This window comes from Bacillus sp. AR2-1 (assembly GCF_008368755.1).
In the GTDB taxonomy this organism is placed as follows: Bacteria; Bacillota; Bacilli; order Bacillales; family Bacillaceae_G; genus Bacillus_A; species Bacillus_A wiedmannii.
On record NZ_QORY01000017.1, the window covers coordinates 245333 to 262006 of the forward strand.

The following is a 16674-nucleotide window of genomic DNA, read 5'->3' on the forward strand; positions in this document are numbered from 1 at the left end:
TTGTAAGTAGGATTTTGTCTTAATTTTGTGGAATGAAAATAAGCAGGGAGAAAATTAAATCATCATGGCACCAGCGCAGCTTTTGTGAAAAATAAGTTGTTATGGAAGGTGGAAGAAATGATGAAAACGAAACAGACTGATGAATTATTAGCAAAAGATGAGCAATATGTTTGGCACGGAATGCGTCCCTTTAGTCCAAATAGTACAATGGTAGGGGCAAAAGCAGAAGGGTGCTGGGTTGAAGATATACAAGGAAAACGATATTTAGATGGTATGAGTGGTCTTTGGTGTGTGAATAGTGGATATGGCAGAAAAGAGCTCGCAGAGGCAGCTTATAAGCAATTACAAACATTATCATACTTTCCAATGTCACAATCGCATGAATCGGCTATAAAGCTTGCAGAAAAATTAAATGAGTGGCTTGGAGGGGAGTATGTTATTTTCTTCTCTAATAGTGGCTCGGAAGCGAACGAAACAGCTTTTAAAATAGCAAGACAATACTATGCTCAAAAAGGTGAACCACATCGTTATAAATTTATGTCACGTTACCGCGGGTATCATGGGAATACAATGGCAACGATGGCAGCGACGGGACAAGCACAGCGTAGATATCAATATGAGCCATTTGCTTCAGGCTTTTTACATGTAACGCCGCCAGATTGTTATCGTATGCCTGGAATAGAAAGAGAGAACATTTATGATGTAGAATGTGTAAAAGAAGTAGATCGCGTTATCACATGGGAATTAAGTGAAACGATTGCAGCTTTTATTATGGAACCAATTATTACGGGCGGAGGCATTTTAATGCCGCCACAAGACTATATGAAAGCTGTTCATGAAACGTGTCAAAAACACGGTGCCTTGCTCATTAGTGATGAAGTGATTTGCGGTTTCGGACGTACAGGAAAAGCATTTGGATTTATGAATTATGACGTTCAGCCAGATATTATTACGATGGCAAAAGGGATTACGAGCGCATATTTACCGTTATCAGCGACAGCTGTGAAAAAAGAAATATATGAAGCATTTAAAGGGAAGGGAGAATATGAATTCTTCCGTCATATTAATACATTTGGTGGAAATCCTGCAGCTTGTGCATTAGCGCTTAAAAACTTAGAGATTATGGAAAATGAAAATTTAATTGAGCGATCTGCACAAATGGGCTCGCTTTTATTAGAGCAATTAAAAGAAGAAATTGGAGAGCATCCACTTGTTGGGAATATTAGAGGGAAAGGTTTACTAGTTGGAATCGAACTAGTAAATGATAAAGAGACGAAAGAACCAATTGATAACGACAAAATTGCAAGTGTTGTAAATGCTTGTAAAGAAAAAGGTTTAATTATTGGACGAAACGGCATGACAACAGCAGGATATAATAACGTCTTAACATTAGCACCACCACTTGTTATTTCAAGTGAAGAAATTGCCTTTATTGTTGGAACGTTGAAGACGGCGATGGAACGTATTTAATGAATCGAGCGAGCTGTAATATACAGCTCGCTTTTGTTTATTATGTGAAATATGATAAATTTTCAAAGGGAGGGAACTTTTATGAAGAAATATGACCCTAGTCAACATTATCACATCGGGTATTATGAAGATGGATACGATTTAGAAGTGAAGGCGTACAAAAGAATAAATGAACCAGTTTGGGACGCTTATATTCCGCACTATGAGGTAGACAATTTTTATAAGAAAGTGGAGAAAATGAAGCTAGGTGAATATATAGATGATTACGGCATTATGGTGTATTCATTTAGTAATGATATTGATGATGAAGAAGCACGAATTATTTTTGAAAAATGGTTAAAAACGAATAAAATTGTTTAAAGATAAAACGAAAAAGGAGATTGCTATCTTATAAGATAGCAATCTCCTTTTTTATTAAACTTATTTACTTGCTTTCATTGCTTTATCTTTTGCACCAAAAGTGTATTTTAACATTGGTGGTGTAATCATTGTAGTTAAAATAACGACAATAACGATAGCTGTAAAGTAATCTTGTGCTAGTAGACCTGAAGAAAGTCCTGTTCCTGCGATGATAAGTGCAACTTCACCACGAGAAACCATTCCAGCACCGATAATTGCAGAAGACTTAGCGTCAAATCCAGTCATTCGTGCACCAAATCCACAACCAATTAGTTTCGTTAATACAGCGATTACTGTTAATGCTAGGATGAACCAAATTTGATTGCCAATACCGTCAAATGTAATATTCATACCGATACTAACGAAGAATACTGGAACGAACATAGCGTAAGCGATTGGTTCTACTTTCTTTTCTACTTCATGTTTGTAGTTCGTTTGAGAAATAGCGATACCAGCGGCGAAAGCACCGATAATACCAGCAATTCCTAATAGTTCGCCGAAATATGCGAATGAGAAACAGATGATAAGAGCCGCGCTCACGATAGACTCAGATACGCGTAGTGGTGATAACCAGCGCATAATCGCAGGAACACCTTTCCATCCGATTAAAATAATAGAAGCGAAGAATACAACTTTCTTCAAGATAACCATTGTTAAGTTAACATCGTCTGTACCTAAGAAGCTCATTGCAAATGCTAATAAAATAACAACAAGAATGTCATCAAATACAGCCGCGCCAAGCATAGTTGTACTTTCACGTGTTTTCATCTTTCCTAAATCACGAAGTGTTTGTACGGAAATACTAACACTTGTCGCACATAGAAGTAATCCTAAAAATACAGCATTTCCTTGTTCCATTCCGATAACAAGCCCTGCAACGTAACCACCTACGAATGGTAGAATGATACCTCCAAGTGCAACAGCTAAAGAAGAATTACGATTTGCATTTAATTCCTCTAAGTCTGTTTCAAGTCCTGCCATAAACATTAAAAGAATAACACCGACATTACTTAATTGTGTTAGAAGCTCTGAATTTTCAATCCAACCTAATATAGCTGGACCGATAACGATACCGACAATTAATTTACCGAGTACAGAAGGTTGACCTAGTCTAACACTAAGGTCACCAGCAAGCTTTGTACTTAATAAAATAAGTGCAATTTGAAAGAAAAATTCGAAATCCATCGGATCCTCTCCTCATCATTTTTATTTTTATCATACGATTTCTCGGAATTTGCCTAATGAAAATATGTAAAACCCATTAAACAAAGGGTCTGATTACAAGTTCTTTTGAACTCGTAATTTGAACCTGTAATTAATATATAATAAAATGTATGAAAAATCAATGAAAAAATAGCAGATTTTCATGATAGGATTCGATTTAGGTATGGAGGGAATCACTATATAATAAGAAGAAATAAGGTTACATCTTTTAGAATTGGAGAAAGGTATATGTTATTAAATAAACGCTTTACAATTGGAGAAATGGCAAAAATGCATAATATAGCGGAATCAACTTTACGCTATTATGATGAGAAGGGAATTTTTCATCCGTCCATTGTGGACCCACAAACAAATTATCGCTATTACACAATCGATCAATTTTCACTATTAGATACGATTAAGTTTTTACGCCAATTAAATATTCCATTAAAGGAAATTAAGAAATATATTGATGAAAGAAATCCAGTATATGCACTCAATTTACTGGAAAAACAACAAGAAATGATGTTGAAAAAACAAAGAGAAATTGAGTATGCTTTGGCGAAAATGGAACATAGAATTCATTTAATTAAGGAAGCGACAAAAGCAAAAGCTGAACAAATGGTAATTAAAGAGATTCCGCAGAGGAAAATTACAGCCATTGCGGTTGCCCCGAATACGACGGATGATATGTTTGAGTACTATATTCATTCGTTGCAAAAAAATATGAAGCAAATGGATGATAGCTTATTTTCTGGAGATATCGGTGTAACGGTGGCAAAAAAAGGATTAATGCAAAATGAGTTTCAAGCGTATAGCAGTGTTTTTATTTTGTTGGATTACATGCCTTTTCAAATACATAGTTCAGAGGAAATTAAAGAAGGCATGTTTGCCTGTGTATACCATCATGGACCATATGAAGAAACGGATGAAACATATAAGAAGGTAATGAAATATATTGATCAAGAAGGATACGAAGTAAGTGGAGATGCGATTGAGATTGCATTAATTGATTGGTCTGTAACAGACAATCCAGAGGAACAAGTAACAGAAATTCAAATTCCTATAATGAAAAAACAAAGCAAAAAGCTGTAGGGCTTGCACCATTACAAATTGACATGAAACATGATAATTAAGTAACCTATTTTTCAAATTCTCTATTGACCTTCAAGTTACTTTAAGGTTTAAACTGTGAACAGAGCATTGAAAAAAGGAGCATTTATATGATGGAAACAACAGAAAAGTTAAGAGAAAAACCGATAAAAAGTTTATTTATATCTTATTTAATACCAGCCGTTCTTGGAATGGTATTAATGTCAGTTAATATTGTAATTGATGCGGTAATGATTAGTCGGGGAGTTGGAGCAAACGGATTAGCAGGAGTAAACGTGGCTATTCCAGCCTTTTCAATTTTCTTCTCGATTTCATTATGGATTGGAATGGGCGGGGCAACGTTATATTCCATTGCATTAGGTGAAAATAAAATAGAAAGAGCAAGGTCTATTTTTACGCAATCCATGACGGTAGCAGTAATGATCGTAGGTGTGTTAGCAGCGATCTGCTTATGGAGAATAGAAGATTTAGCATACTTATTCGGTGCAAATGAAGTGATTTTACCGTATGCGTTAGACTATTTACACGTGTTATTAACATTTGGAATGATATACGTGTTAGAAAATATTTTAAGTACATTTATACGAAATGATGGAAATCCTAATTTAGCAATGGCAGGTCTAGTTGTAACGGCTGTATTAAATATAGTGTTTGACTATATCTTTATTTTCATCTTTGGATGGGGCGTAACAGGTGCTGCTTCAGCGACTATTCTTTCGGCAGCGATTGGTTTCCTTGTATTATTAACGCACTTCTTTAGAAAAAGTAGTATTTTAAAGTGGACGAAATTTCACTTTGAATGGGATACAGTTAAACAAATTATGATAATCGGTTTCCCGAGCTTTACAGCAGAAAGTACCGTAGCCATTGTAACGATTGGTTTTAATATCGCATTCGTTCAATATGCAGGAGAAGTTGGAGTCGCTTCCTATGCGATGGTGAATAGTATTCATGCGATGACATTACTACTATTCTTCGGTGTTGGAGCAGCATTACAACCAATTGCTAGTTTCCATTACGGCGCAAATTTATTAGAGAGATTGCGTGAAGGATTAAAGTTCGCTGTTAAAATTGCGGTAGTGCTCGGTGGTATTGCAATAATTGTCGGATTATTCTTCGGGAAATATATTATTGGTCTATTTGATGTCCAATCTCCAGAGCTACTGGAGTTAACATTAACGGGTATTAGCTTGTTCTTTATCCAATATGTATTTTTAGGCTATAACATTGTGTATGGAGAGTACTTCCAATCCGTGCGACAAACGACAAAATCAGTGCTGATTATAATGAGTCGAGGGTTACTATTTATTATTCCATTATTATGGATTATGCCAAAATTATTTGGGATAAACGGAATTTGGCTCGTTATGCCAGTAGCTGAAGTATTGACAGCGATTATCGTATTTACGATGAATCGTATGAAACATCCTGTTCCGTTAAATATGACAGGAAAGAAAGAAGCGATATAATGAAGAAAATCCCCTTGAGCAAGTAAGGGGATTTTTTTACTCTTTTAAACTAATCGCAAAGGATCCATCTGTTTCTTGAACAGACGCGAAAGCAACGCTTTTAATATTAGTGATGCCCTTTTCTTTTAATTCTTTATATAACCACTTTTCGTCCTTATGAATTAACTTTAAGTTATCGTATTGAATTTGCGAATCAACGATAAGGGCAATTGGTAATCCAGCATACGTAACATCTATGTTCAAATCTTTTGGAGTTAATGGTACAAGTTCACGCTTTGGTAAAATGCTAATGGCTCCGTTCGCTTCTAAAATAGCATATTCAATTTCGTGAACACTTGGATATCCTGCGACGCGAAGGTTAGACAGTAGTTCAGCGATTGGATATCTACTCTTTTGTAAGTTTTCAAAAATAATATCACCATGTTTAATTAAAATGATAGGGTGCCCGAGAATAAAACGATTTAGTTTGTTTAGTAAGCTTAATTTTGTAAGAAGCAAATGCAAACATGTAATAACGACCATACCGAGAAAAGCTTGCAAAGCACCAGAGACAGGTATGGCCTGAAAAGCTAAATAAGATAAAAAGATAATAGCACCAAAATCATGAGGAGTTAGTTGTGCTAAAGCTGATTTACCGAGCATTTTAAGTGATAGTAAAAATAAGATGAAAAAGAACGATACGTTACATAAAAAGAGAAGCAATAGAGACACTCCTTCGTGCAAAGTTGTACTTACTGTTCCCGAAAGAAATATAAATATTACTTTCCAGAGGATAAATTAGGCTGAATTGGAATTTGTCTGTATACAAACAAATAAATGGATATTATCATGAAAGAAGCAAAGAACATAGGAGTATATGGATATGAAAAAGAAGAAAATAATTAAGTATATGATAGGCATTATAATGGTTTGCGCCGTTTATGTGGGATTTTTACAATATAACATTTATAAGCATGGACAGATGAATGCAACATACGATGCGGATTATATAATTGTATTAGGCTCGAAAGTAAATGGAACGAAACCGTCGTACTCATTGCAATATCGTATTGATAAAGCAGCTGAGTATTTACAATCACATGAGAAAACAATTGCTATAGTATCTGGAGGGAAAGGAAAAGGAGAAGATATTTCAGAAGCATTAGCAATGAAAAATGGATTAATGAAACTAAAAATTGCAGAAGACCGCATTATAATGGAAGATAAGTCAACGAGTACAGATGAGAATATTAAATTCTCAAAACCGTTAATTCCGGACAATATGAAAAAAGGAATGATCGTAACAAACGACTTCCATATGTTTAGAGCGAAAAAAATAGCAGCCAAGCAAGGTTTACAATTAGAAGGTCTTCCGGCTGAAACACCGAAGCGAATTGTCATTCCATCGAATATACGAGAGTATTTAGCCATTACGCAATATTGGTTTATGAATCGAATATAGAGAAAAGTAATCCCGTCTGGAAGTCCAGTCGGGGTTATTTTTGATGAAAATCTTACAAATATGTCATGTTCATGAAAGGTAAAGCGATAGTTTCTAGAATCGATTCCTGACATAATGAAGATAACAAAAACTATTTAGAGGTGAATCGGATGAAAGGAAATAATATATTATCTTCACTATGTTACTTTAGTATCTTTTTTGCACCATTTTTACTGCCAATTATCGTCTACTTCGTTGCGGAGGATGAAGTGAAATACCACGCGAAAAAAGCATTTTGGTCACATATTTTCCCGTATGCGGTTTTATTTGGTGGATTAGCAGTATCCGGCATATATGGTTTAAGCTTCAATCAATCCGATGGTGCTGGAATTGGAATGATGATCACATATGCGGTGTTCATTCTAGTAGGGATTTATTACTTCATTTGGAATATCGTAAAAGGTGTTAAAGTTTTGAAAACAGCGTAATAAGACAAGAAATAATTTGATGTAAACCTGTAGGTATTTGTTGGTAAGTCGATATATTCGAAAAATCGTTGATATAATGCAAGGAATCGTCGATATAATTTCATTTACCGTACTAATAGAAGTTTTAAAAAGAGCAATTCAAAAAGAATTGCTCTTTTTGTGCTTATAAGTTGTGAATATTGAAAAAGGTATGTTAATTTTTCATTATGAAGAGAAAAAAGGAGTGTTTTTCATGAATGAGATCATACATAAAATGGAGCAACACGTTTCAGTTCGTAAATATAAAGAAGAATCAATTCCGAAAGATGTAGTAGAAAGAATGGTGCAAGCTGCGCAGCATGCTGCTTCCTCGCATTTTGTACAAGCGTATTCTGTTATATATGTAACAGATCAAGACCTAAAGGTTAAACTAGCAGAGCTATCCGGAAATCGTCACGTGAAAGACTGCGCAGCATTCTTTGTTTGTTGTGCAGATTTAAAACGACTTGAAATGGCGTGTGAACAGCATGGTACAGAGATTAAGCATGAAGGAGTAGAAGACTTTATCGTTGCGACGGTAGATGCTTCACTGTTCGCGCAAAACTTAGCGTTAGCAGCAGAATCGTTAGGATACGGTATTTGTTATATTGGTGGTATTCGTAATAACCCGAGAGAAGTAAGTGAATTGCTTCATTTACCAGATAAAGTATATCCTATATTCGGAATGACAGTTGGTGTACCAGATGAAAATCATGGAGTGAAACCGCGTTTACCAGTAGCAGCAATCCTTCATGAAAATGGGTATGATGAAAAGAAATATGATGAATTATTAAACGAATATGATGAAACGATGAGCTCGTATTACAAAGAAAGATCATCAAATAAGAAAAACGTAACATGGACGGAATCAATGAGTTCGTTTATGGCTAAAGAAAAAAGAATGCATATGAAAGAGTTTTTAAGTGAAAAAGGATTTAATAAGAAATGAGTAAAAAGGCAGACCTGCACGCAGGTCTGCCTTTTTTGGAGGAGAAATATGATTGTCTCCGAATAAGTATAGGGGGGAGGAGATAATATGAAAAAAGCTTTAATATTTTTATTCGATGGATTTGCAGAATTTGAAGTGAATATAGCGAGTTTATTTTTAATAAGTAAGGAATTCGAAATAATAACAGCATCGGTAGACGGAAAAACAGTTACAGGAGAAGGTGGTTTTTTATGTCAACCACATGTCTCTATCAAGTATGTTGAAGTAGCAGATTATGAAGTGTTTATTGTACCAGGAGGACATATTTTTGATCATTTAGAAAATGAACAATTGTTATCGATCGTGAATGAATTACATAAGCAGAATAAATGGATAGCGGGTATTTGTGCAGGAACAGCTTTACTACATGCAGCAGGTGTGCTTAATAAGAAGAAATTCTCAACATCATTAACACCAGATGAAAAACAATTAGCGCATTTACATGAATGGGAATATAAACAAAATAAAGATGTAACCGTTGATGGGAAAATCATAACCGCAGTAGGATCTGCGTACGTGGAATTTGCTGCTGAAATAATGAAGCAGCTCAATTTATTTAACGAATCTGAAGTGAAGGAGAACTTGCAATACTTTAAAAATGTAACAGAGCTTTGTGATGAAACGTTAGTATAAGTGAATAGTTTGATTGTTAATACCTAAGTTCAGAATGTAGATTCCACTTTCTGAACTTAGGTATTTTATTTGTTATTATATAAATAGAAATAAAAATTAAGAATTTTTTACAAAAGTGATAGAAAATGAGAATGAACTGCCAATAGTAAGTAAAAGCAGCTGCTAAAGGGGAACTGAGGAAGGAAGATGCTTATGATTTTCAATTCTGAAGAGGATTTAATTATAGCTATGAAAAAACATGATCAAGATGCTTTGAAAGAAGTGATTGATCAATATGGAAAATTAATTTTGTACATTATTCATAAATCATTAAGTACCCCTATTGAAAAACAATATGTGGATGATTGTTATAACGATGTATTTACTGTCATTTGGTTTCATATCGACCAATTTGATACAGAAAAGGGAAACTTAAAATCTTGGATGATTGGTATTACTAAATTAAAGGCATTGGAATATAAAAAGAAAGTATATAAAGAGAATAAAATCGATAAAGACGTCGAAATAGATACAAGTGTCCATGATAGGTATGAAATAGAACAAGAAGAAGAGATTATGGAAATAGTTCAAGATTTAAATAAGAAAGATCGATATATCTTTTTAAAGAGGTATATTGATGGATATTCTATTGACGATATTGCGAAAGAATTAAAAGTAACGGTGGATTATATATACAATCGAATTTCTCGTGGGAAGAAAAAAATTCAAAAACTGTGGAAAGGGAGTGTGTAATATGGATAAAAGATTATTATCTATGTTAAATGAACTCCAATATTCAGAGGAAGAAATTGCACGTTTAGAGAAAGAAGCGAATGAGTCTATAAATATAGATAAGTATTATGTAAAAAACGGGGAATTATTAAAGAAATTAACGATGCAAATGTTGGAAGAATCAGTTCGGAGAGAGTTGCAAGAAGGAGAAGAAATTGAGTGTGAAATATTAGTGGAAGAAGGAGGCTTTGTTAATTCTAAAGTTATACCGAACATATTCACGGCAGGTGCTACTTTTTATTATTACATTGTTTTAAGTAATACAAGGTTACAAATTATAGCGTTAGATTGTTATTTTAAAAAGTTGAATGAATACAATGTACGAATAAACTCAATTCAAGCAGTTTCGCAACATAAAAAAATGAAAAATGTATATGGAATTAAAATAAATAACAATTATATACAATTAGGAAGTGAAGAGTATAATCAAGAATTAACAATTTTAATTGAAAAGCTAAAACAATGTGGAGTGAAAGAAGAGAGATATAAAGAATTTGAAAAACGGTGGATGATTTTTTTCAATGTCTTTGTAATAGCAATAGGTGGGCTTCTAGTTTTAAAATATTTAATATGAAAATAAAAAGTGGCATAATAGCCGCTTTTTATCGTTTAGTTATTATTTTATTTATGATTTTGTATCTCTAAAATATGTTTTTTAGTTATGATGTAAAGTACTCCACCGCACGTAATAATATAAAGTATCTTTTATTTTGAAAAACTTACTTATAACAAATGCAAACTTTCAATAAGAAGATACATACCCGTGCAACTCAAAAGGATGTACGTAAATATTTTGAAAATCCGTTGATTGAGCCATTTAAAAATAATTTGACCTATAAACAAACCTAAAAATACGATAGGAATAGCATACAAACTTGATTCCCAAATTGTTTTGTTTGTGCCAGTAAAGAGTATTTGAGTTAGTAGACTAATGAAATATATAAATAGATAAAAAGCTAAAGTAGTTGCTCTCAACTTTTCTTTTTTCGTATCAGTTCCTGTAAAGTACAGTAACAGGGGAGGTCCGGGCATACCGATACTTGTCGTTAAAAGACCGGATAATCCACCCACTAAGAAATCTCGAGATTTTGTTGATTTAATTTTAAAGTTGCATATTAGCATCAACGTTAATAGTAAGAGCAGGATGCTAATTGCTAATTTAAATGTGTTGATGTTAATGGAAGTGAAAATTAAAATACCAAAAGGAACACCAACTATACTTCCGAAAATTAATCTTTTCAGTAGAATAAAATCAATGTCCATTCTTATTTTCCAGATAAGTGATATGGAAATAATTAATGATAAAATGATATTTATTTGTATAGCTTCTTGTGGTAGAAATAACATGAGTAAGAAAGGTGTTGCCATCATAGAAAAGCCAAAACCTGTACTTGTTTGTAAAATAGAAGCTACTAATATAATACATATGAAAGTGAATATAATCTCCAAAATAGCCCTCCTATATAATCAGATCCAATACATATTTTAACATAAAGTGATACTTTAATCAGTGGGGCTTACTGCTCTTTAATACGGGAAAAAAGCGGCAAAATAGCCGCTTTTTATGTTGAAGTTAATATTCCAATGATGATTCTGTCGTTTTAAAATATTTTTCTCGTGAAGGCGCCATTACCCGGATTGCTAATAAACAAGAAAGGAAAAGAATGAGTAATGAGCTACTGATTACAGTGATTTGAACGGAAAGAAATTGTGCGGATGCCCCAATTGCTAAAATGAAAAAGACTTGGATAAAACTTTTTATGGAATCAAACACGCTATCAATACGTCCTATCATATGTACAGGGATGTTATTTTGATAAAATGTTATAAAGCCAGTACCAGCAAATGATGAAGAAATGCCAAGTAAAATGAAACCGCTCGCTGCGACTATAAATGAATTTGAAAAGGCGAAAATTACATAGCCTATTGCTGTGAAAATTGTCCCTAATCCGATACCATATTGAATTGGTAATCGTTTGGCAAAGAGAGAGACAAGAAATGAACCGGAAACATAAGCAGCTCCAGTTATACTAACAAGCATACTGTATTCTATATCGGATAAAAACAGTACTTGATTTGTGAAAACAACTTCTTGTGAATCGAGTGCCATAGCGACAAGCATAGTCGCTTGAAATAAAACGAATATGAGAATAATGTAAGTTTCTGTTCGAGCAAATGAAAAAACTTGTTTCCAGTCATTTCGTAATGTTTGTACGAAAGTATTTGCAACTTCTTCGTTTTGCTTTGTTTGTAATGTAATGTTTGGCAAGAAGTAAATGAGAATGGTAGAAAGTAGAAAGGAAAGTGAGTTGCAGTAAATAACAAAGGCTGCTGAGTACGTGGTGAGAAGTATTCCAGCAAGAGCTGGACCGATAATAAAAGCTCCGCTTGTACAAAAGCTATTCCAAGCGTTGAATTGCGCGCGTTCTTCAGCACGTATGAGCATTGTTTTATAAGAAAATGAAGCTGGATCGAAAAATGATGTAGCAATGCGAGTCAAAAAGATAAAAATGTAAATGGCCCAAATAGAATCAAATAGTGGTATACAGCCAATGAGAGCTGCCCGAATGATATCTGTGATAAGCATAATGGACCGTTTGTTTAATCGATCTACTATGCTACCAGACCATATTTTCGTAAATACGGTGGCAATTGGGCCTACAATCCATAATCCTGCTACAGCAGCAGGGGAGTTTGTGCTATTCAACACCATTAAGTTTAGGGCGATGAGATACATAAAATCACCTAAACGAGAAATTCCTGTTCCCGACAATAATAATAATTTATTTTTCATGAGCAGTTGGACCTTTCTTTCATTGTTTTTTAATCCTGCAGGAAATAGCGTATTCCTCTTCGGAGTTTGATTGACGAGCGGTTTTGTTTTCCCAGCGTAATAAAACTTGTGTAACTTCCCAAGTAAGCTGTTGTAATTCCTCTGGAGTTAAAAATAAATGAGATACAATATGACTGCCTGTATTCGTTCCTTCTGTGCCGCTTTCTTCAATATAGAAATGAGCAGATTTTGCCTTGTAATATTTTTCAATAATTCCTCGTTTTTCTTTCGTGTCTACTAATTCAAGTAACCCTCCATCATATAAAATTTGAACGTGATAATGTACGCTACCAGCAGATTTATTTAGTTTAGTAGCTACTTGTTTTGCAGTGAGTGCCTCGTCTTTTAAAAGGTGAAGAATTTGAATGCGAGTTGCATTAGAAATGAGCTTCTGCTGCTCAGCTGAAATAGTAAGTCTATCGTCAAACATTATGATATCTCCTTTCTTATAATCTAAATTTATTGTACATTCTAAAAAAATAGAACGTAAGGAAAATGAATCGCCTTTTTCCTTTATATTTCGACATAAAGAAAAATAGCATGTATATAAACATGCTATTAAGTGATAGTAGATTCTTCACTCAGTTTCCCGCGATAAAACAGGTAAAGCCATATAAAACTAACAAAAATACAGCATATAGCTAATAGGCTACCAATAATTTGCGGAGAAAGGACTTCTAAAAGCGCTCCTGTCAAAAACATGGATAACTGAATAAGAGATCCGTAAATGGAATAATGGAATGAAAAAACTTTACCCATCATATTTTCATTCGTGTAAGTTTGAAGTAATGTCGTATCAAGTGGAACGATGATTCCTCCTGCTATGCGCATACAGAGCAATGTAATGATACCGATAATAAGTTGATTGGACAAAATGAATCCGAGAAAGAAAATTCCTTGTAGGAAATAGGCCCAACCGAATGCTTTTTTCATTTTTTCTTTATTATGAGACATATAAAGATTAACGAGGAGGCTTGCAATCATAAGCCCAGCCCCTTGAATCGTATATAAAATTCCAATGTTGGTGTGGAAAATCTTTTCGGCATAAATCGTTAGAAGTAGCTGATAAGCGCCTCCAATAATACCCCATGAAATGCCGACAAGAATTAATGTTAAAATTATTTTTGTTTGTAATATGTATGTATAACCATCTTTTATATCAGTAAAAAATGCTTTTTTCTTGCTACAAGTATCATGAGAAGGGACATTCATATTATAAATAAAATAGGCTGAAATAAAGTATGACAGGCTATTTACTAAAAAAGCGAACTCAATATGTAAAGATTTTGCAATTATCCCGCCTAGAGAAGCCCCCATAATAGACATAAAACCATTAATTGTACTAGAAAGAGAGTTAGCAGTTACGAAATGATTTTGGTGTACGATATTTTTTAAGGTTGCTTGTTTAGCTGGTTCAAATAAACAAGAAAGTACGGATAAACATATGTTAGAAATGAAAATAATCTCAATTTTATATAATGCAAATAAGTAAGTGAGGACGATCATGCCTCGTAAAAAATCGGTAAAAATCAGAATCTTCTTTTTAGAAAAACGATCTACAACTCCGCCTATAAAGGGGCTAAGAAGTAGCTGTGGTAAACCTTTACTTATAAAAGTGAGTGCAATCATAAACGAAGATTCCGTTATGCTATAGACGAATGTTACTAAAGCTACAGTATGAAACCAATCTCCAAGTACACTTAATGTTTGACCGTAAAATAGTTTTTTGAAGTTTTTATTTGTTTTTAGAAGTGTGGAATAAGAAACTGACATAAAATTTAATCTTTATGTAATGATGATGCTTGAACTTGTTTTTTCCACTCGCTTAAATACACTTTCTCCGCTGTAGGAAGTCCAACAGGTAATTGTGCGATCAATTCTAAACTATTTCCATCAGGATCATTAAAGTATACGGCGGCATGTGCTAATTCTGGAAAAACAATCGGCTCAATTGGTTCCATTCCAAAATCTTTTCTTGCTGAAATTCCTTTTTGATTTAGCCAATGAATCGCATTTTCTAAATCATGTAAGCTTACTTGAAAGGCGATGTGCCGTAAAGAGGGATGATAATTAACTTTGTATTCTGTGCCTTCCCAAAGACCGAGCCAACTTTCGTTTTCTTTAATCCAAAAGAAAGCAATATCATCTCCTCTTTTATATAATTTCAGTCCAAGTGATTCATAAAAAGATATTGATATCTCTAAGTTACTGACAGGTAAGTGTGCTTCGTAAAGACCTTTAATCATTGTAATCCTCCTTAGTAAAACATTTCTTATTTCATAGTAAACGTTTTTATATTAGTTGAAATCACAAAAAAGAGGGATATCACTTCATACGAAAGTATGAAAAAACAGCTCAAATATGAGCTGTTTTCGTATAGTTTTTCGTTCATTTGTTAAGGATAGGATATATTAGTATCCGTATCCGCCGCCACCCCAGCAGCTACATCCGATGATGATTAGAAGGATGAATAGAACGATAAGCAAAGCAAATCCACCGCCGAAACCAGAGCAACTTCCACCATAGCTCATATGTTTTCCTCCTTTTGAGTAAGTTAATCTATATAATTCATGGACTACTATATACAGTATGTTTTTTGTATGGAAAAGGAGCCAGTCTCTTTTGTAATTAGACAAACGCCTGTATGGTTATTTTGATTGTATATTGTGCTAGGGGTATGTGAAGAAAACATTATATATTTTGCAATTTGTTCATAAAAAATATAAAAATTGTAAAAAAAACCATTTTTATATTTTTTTATGAGAGGATTTGTACTATAATTTTACAAGTAATATTATGGGAAAAGGGAGTTTTAGTAAAGAGATGGAGATGGGAAAATTACACAATAAAATAGAAAACAAAAAGAAAGAGCTAATTCAACTTGTTGCTAGACATGGATTGGATCATGATAAAGTTTTGTTATTTAGCCGAGATTTAGATATACTTATTAATAAGTTTATGAATGTAAAAGATAAAGTACACAAATAAATAATTTGTAGTTTTTTATATTAAGATATTTTGTAAAAAAGGAGAGAAAAGTATTTGGAACATTTACAAGAAGAGTTATATAAACAAATAAAAGAAGAAAAAGGTATTGTTACAATTTTTTTAAAGAGTGGCGTTAGAATAGTAGGAGAAGTTGTTGCGATAGACAAATTTACCGTTTTAATGTTAGTTGATGGAAAACAACAGCTTATATACAAGCAGGCTATATCAACGATAATAAAATAAGACACTCATATTGAGTGTCTTTTCATTATCGTTTGCAAGCTTCCACGTCAATGCCGGCAGCCAGTAATTTCTTTTCTCCATCCTGTTCAATCATTTTTTGTAATTTAGATAGGAAAGAATCAAAGTTTGTATGCTTTGCTACTTGGAATGTCATTTTATGCTCAATTGGTAGCCACGTATCAATATCAGCTTCGTTATGCTGAATTTTCACCTCAAGCTTATCAAGTGCGTTAGCTACTTTTGCTTCGTACGTTTCTTTCGCTTCAAACTCCATCCATAAATCATATAATTCCTCACCGAGAGAACCTTTTAATGTTCGTTTAATATTTAAAATGGCTTCTTGCTCATTTATTTGTTTTTGTAATTGTAATTCATGACTATTCATTGTATCAAAAGCAGGAATATCACCAGCTTCAGCTTCGACTAGGTCGTGAATAATAACCATTTTAAGTAATTTTTCAATATTTACTTTTTGATCTAAATAAGGCTCAACTAAAATGGCCATTAGAGACATGCGCCACGTATGTTCAGCAACACTTTCTTGACGTCCGTTAGAAAGCCAGCTATGTCGCATTTCATATTTTAATTTTTCTGCTAGTGCAATGACTTGTAAAATGTTATGTTCCATCGTGGTCCTC

The 16674-nt window shown here is 33.6% G+C and carries 21 protein-coding genes; 12 read left to right on the forward strand and 9 right to left on the reverse strand.

Annotated features, from left to right (window positions below; genetic code table 11):
* Positions 1 to 120: 120 nt before the first annotated feature.
* Entirely contained in the window at positions 121 to 1470 is a 1350-nt protein-coding gene (locus DT250_RS19950; RefSeq protein WP_149213594.1) for an aspartate aminotransferase family protein, read from the forward strand.
* 81 nt (positions 1471 to 1551) lie between these two features.
* Positions 1552 to 1830 carry a DUF3986 family protein gene (locus DT250_RS19955; RefSeq protein WP_149213595.1) on the forward strand — a complete coding sequence of 93 codons (279 nt, stop codon included), beginning with the start codon at positions 1552 to 1554 and terminating at the stop codon, positions 1828 to 1830.
* 60 nt (positions 1831 to 1890) lie between these two features.
* On the opposite strand, the gene DT250_RS19960 is transcribed toward DT250_RS19955, so the two are convergent.
* Positions 1891 to 3054, reverse strand: a complete 1164-nt coding sequence (locus DT250_RS19960) for a cation:proton antiporter (protein WP_149213596.1) — start codon at positions 3052 to 3054, stop codon at positions 1891 to 1893.
* Positions 3055 to 3321: 267 nt separating this feature from the next.
* Between DT250_RS19960 and DT250_RS19965 the strand changes: the two genes are divergently transcribed.
* Positions 3322 to 4167, forward strand: coding sequence for a MerR family transcriptional regulator (locus DT250_RS19965; protein ID WP_098857543.1), 846 nt, complete (start codon positions 3322 to 3324; stop codon positions 4165 to 4167).
* Between the two features lie 131 nt (positions 4168 to 4298).
* Positions 4299 to 5654, forward strand: coding sequence for an MATE family efflux transporter (locus tag DT250_RS19970; RefSeq protein ID WP_149213597.1), 1356 nt, complete (start codon positions 4299 to 4301; stop codon positions 5652 to 5654).
* 36 nt (positions 5655 to 5690) lie between these two features.
* Here the strand turns inward: DT250_RS19970 and DT250_RS19975 are convergent, their stop codons facing one another.
* Positions 5691 to 6356: a DUF421 domain-containing protein gene (locus tag DT250_RS19975; RefSeq protein ID WP_000923941.1), complete on the reverse strand. Its 666-nt coding sequence runs from the start codon at positions 6354 to 6356 to the stop codon at positions 5691 to 5693.
* A 160-nt stretch (positions 6357 to 6516) separates the two neighbouring features.
* Between DT250_RS19975 and DT250_RS19980 the strand changes: the two genes are divergently transcribed.
* The 6 genes from DT250_RS19980 (at position 6517) to DT250_RS20005 (ending at position 10546) form a co-directional block, all read left to right on the forward strand.
* On the forward strand, positions 6517 to 7095 hold the full coding sequence (locus tag DT250_RS19980; RefSeq protein ID WP_070168617.1) for a YdcF family protein: 579 nt from the start codon (positions 6517 to 6519) through the stop codon (positions 7093 to 7095).
* 149 nt (positions 7096 to 7244) lie between these two features.
* On the forward strand, positions 7245 to 7562 hold the full coding sequence (locus tag DT250_RS19985; RefSeq protein WP_098149870.1) for a magnetosome magnetite crystal formation protein family: 318 nt from the start codon (positions 7245 to 7247) through the stop codon (positions 7560 to 7562).
* 232 nt (positions 7563 to 7794) lie between these two features.
* Entirely contained in the window at positions 7795 to 8529 is a 735-nt protein-coding gene (gene nfsA, locus DT250_RS19990; protein WP_149213598.1) for an oxygen-insensitive NADPH nitroreductase, read from the forward strand.
* Between the two features lie 87 nt (positions 8530 to 8616).
* Positions 8617 to 9201 (forward strand): DJ-1/PfpI family protein, encoded by a 585-nt coding sequence (locus DT250_RS19995; protein WP_149213599.1) that lies wholly within the window; start codon positions 8617 to 8619, stop codon positions 9199 to 9201.
* Between the two features lie 186 nt (positions 9202 to 9387).
* Complete coding sequence (locus DT250_RS20000; protein WP_149213600.1) at positions 9388 to 9933, forward strand: sigma-70 family RNA polymerase sigma factor; 546 nt, start codon at positions 9388 to 9390, stop codon at positions 9931 to 9933.
* Position 9934: 1 nt separating this feature from the next.
* Complete coding sequence (locus tag DT250_RS20005; protein WP_149213601.1) at positions 9935 to 10546, forward strand: flagellar motor switch protein FliG; 612 nt, start codon at positions 9935 to 9937, stop codon at positions 10544 to 10546.
* A gap of 149 nt (positions 10547 to 10695) precedes the next feature.
* On the opposite strand, the gene DT250_RS20010 is transcribed toward DT250_RS20005, so the two are convergent.
* From DT250_RS20010 to DT250_RS20035, 6 genes are all read right to left on the reverse strand, one after another.
* A complete protein-coding gene (locus tag DT250_RS20010; RefSeq protein WP_149213602.1) occupies positions 10696 to 11421 on the reverse strand; it encodes a sulfite exporter TauE/SafE family protein in 726 nt (241 codons plus the stop codon).
* A 124-nt stretch (positions 11422 to 11545) separates the two neighbouring features.
* Positions 11546 to 12766, reverse strand: a complete 1221-nt coding sequence (locus DT250_RS20015) for an MFS transporter (protein ID WP_149213603.1) — start codon at positions 12764 to 12766, stop codon at positions 11546 to 11548.
* 19 nt (positions 12767 to 12785) lie between these two features.
* On the reverse strand, positions 12786 to 13235 hold the full coding sequence (locus DT250_RS20020; RefSeq protein ID WP_000459087.1) for an ArsR/SmtB family transcription factor: 450 nt from the start codon (positions 13233 to 13235) through the stop codon (positions 12786 to 12788).
* 128 nt (positions 13236 to 13363) lie between these two features.
* Positions 13364 to 14578 carry an MFS transporter gene (locus DT250_RS20025; RefSeq protein ID WP_149213604.1) on the reverse strand — a complete coding sequence of 405 codons (1215 nt, stop codon included), beginning with the start codon at positions 14576 to 14578 and terminating at the stop codon, positions 13364 to 13366.
* A 5-nt stretch (positions 14579 to 14583) separates the two neighbouring features.
* Complete coding sequence (locus tag DT250_RS20030; protein WP_000589719.1) at positions 14584 to 15051, reverse strand: VOC family protein; 468 nt, start codon at positions 15049 to 15051, stop codon at positions 14584 to 14586.
* 165 nt (positions 15052 to 15216) lie between these two features.
* On the reverse strand, positions 15217 to 15336 hold the full coding sequence (locus DT250_RS20035) for a YjcZ family sporulation protein (protein WP_000120183.1): 120 nt from the start codon (positions 15334 to 15336) through the stop codon (positions 15217 to 15219).
* A 238-nt stretch (positions 15337 to 15574) separates the two neighbouring features.
* Between DT250_RS20035 and DT250_RS20040 the strand changes: the two genes are divergently transcribed.
* Together DT250_RS20040 and hfq are read left to right on the forward strand one after the other, a co-directional pair.
* Entirely contained in the window at positions 15575 to 15793 is a 219-nt protein-coding gene (locus DT250_RS20040) for an aspartyl-phosphate phosphatase Spo0E family protein (RefSeq protein ID WP_002096752.1), read from the forward strand.
* A gap of 54 nt (positions 15794 to 15847) precedes the next feature.
* Positions 15848 to 16036, forward strand: coding sequence for an RNA chaperone Hfq (gene hfq / locus DT250_RS20045; RefSeq protein ID WP_087985600.1), 189 nt, complete (start codon positions 15848 to 15850; stop codon positions 16034 to 16036).
* A gap of 25 nt (positions 16037 to 16061) precedes the next feature.
* Here hfq and DT250_RS20050 read toward each other — a convergent pair whose 3' ends face one another.
* Positions 16062 to 16664: an HD domain-containing protein gene (locus DT250_RS20050; RefSeq protein WP_064476552.1), complete on the reverse strand. Its 603-nt coding sequence runs from the start codon at positions 16662 to 16664 to the stop codon at positions 16062 to 16064.
* Between the last annotated feature and the right edge of the window lie 10 nt (positions 16665 to 16674).